The organism is Vibrio sp. M250220, from assembly GCF_036533795.1.
In the GTDB taxonomy this organism is placed as follows: Bacteria; Pseudomonadota; Gammaproteobacteria; order Enterobacterales; family Vibrionaceae; genus Vibrio.
On the sequence record NZ_JATABI010000125.1, the window covers coordinates 1 to 1,653 of the forward strand.

The following is a 1,653-nucleotide window of genomic DNA, read 5'->3' on the forward strand; positions in this document are numbered from 1 at the left end:
GAGAAGCAAGCCACCGACCAAGAAAGTGCCTACTTTGTTGCTAACTTTTTGCTTTCGAAAGAGCACCAACAAGAAAATCAGCAGTGGATCACCAATATGCCAGCGGAAACATTGGCTAAGTTATTGTCGGTGTTAATTCATTATAATGATATTCCAAGTATTGGCTGGGGTGAAAGTTTTAATGAGAGCAGAAATATCGCTGCAACCAGGAATCAAAATCAGCGCAAAGCGATCAATCAAATACTCAATTGGCTAGGAGCAAACCGAGCCGATACAGGGCAAATCAAGCGCTTTGAAAATGCCTTGCAACGTATGGGCTTAGCGCACCCCACTGAGCTTAATAAAGCAGAGCAATGGCAACGCTACACCAAAAATGTCATCAACTTACGGGATTTTTTTACTCAAGCCTTTTCACAGCCTTATGAAAACCCAAATGATAAAGACAAAAGCAAATATATAAGAACACTAAGTAAAGATTATGCCAAATTCTGCGAGAATATGTTCTGGTTGACACAAGATAATCTTATCCTTGAAAAAACGTACCCAGCCCGAGCGCGAATGAAAGCGGAATATGCAGTGCTCCGAGAGAAAGATAGTGAACAACTAGAGAAATTTAAGTTGCGCGGCTATCAACTAAGTAATTGGTTACCAGAGAGATAAACCATGAAAAAATGTGTATCAATCTTTATTTTCCTCGTCGTTTGCAGCAGCAACGTGTGGGCAATGACACCTGTTGAACAAGGGATCCGACTGTTTAACCAAAAACAGTACCCACAAGCCGAGCAGATTTTTCAACAACTATCAGACCAAGGCAGTGCGTACGCGACTTACTGGCTAGGTGTCACACAGTATAAAAACCGCCAACAGTTCGAAGCGGGGCAGACCTTTTTAAAAGCCGCCCAGATGGGCGACCCTTGGGCTATGGACGTATTGGCGGGAAATGGCAATAGTCCTTGTAAGTATCTTGGATGGCCATGTGATGAAGCTTGGACAGATAAAGCCATTCCCCAATGGGAAAAACAAGCATCCCAAGGGAATGGAAAAGCAATGTACCAACTAATTCTACGAGGTAAACCTTGGTGGGAAATAGTCCCCATCTATAAATATAAGAAATATAGGGAAATATACTCCAAAGCTATACCTAATGGTGGGTATCGGTTTTTAAATTCTAGCGTGGTTTGGGAATCGACTGAAGAAAAAATAAAATACCTAAAACTCGCAGCCAACCAAGGCTACGCCCCTGCGATGCAGTCTTTATATTATTATCTCTTAGAGCCAGAGACATTGGACGAGGCTTTCAAATGGAACAACAAAGCAATCAAATTGGGTTACGCTGATGCTGCTTTAGTGTTTTATTATAGTTATTCACAAGGTGAGAAGGACAGTAAAGGTAACATAATTATTCACCCAGACGTTAAGAAAGCCTATTACTACAATAAGATATCGGGAGCTTTAGGCGGCGAGAAAGAAGACGACTTAAGAATTACCGAAAGGATGCGCGTAAAAGATCAGCGCCCTGTCGTTGATGAAAATGGTAGGCCGGTGTTTGAAGTACTCATCACTAAAGAAGAACAAGCTGAATTAGACAAGCAAGTGGCAGAGTTTGTTAAAGACATTACGCCAAACATGTTCTTAGATGAAACGTCTTTAGAG

The 1,653-nt window shown here is 41.7% G+C and carries 1 protein-coding gene and 1 pseudogene; both read left to right on the top strand.

Features of this window, described 5'->3' with window-relative positions:
- A pseudogene (locus QTN94_RS19825) lies at positions 1-660 on the top strand (LysM domain-containing protein); the annotation flags it as partial.
- A gap of 3 nt (positions 661-663) precedes the next feature.
- Positions 664-1,653: tetratricopeptide repeat protein (locus QTN94_RS19830; RefSeq protein WP_331428634.1), on the top strand; the 990-nt coding region annotated here is incomplete at its 3' end.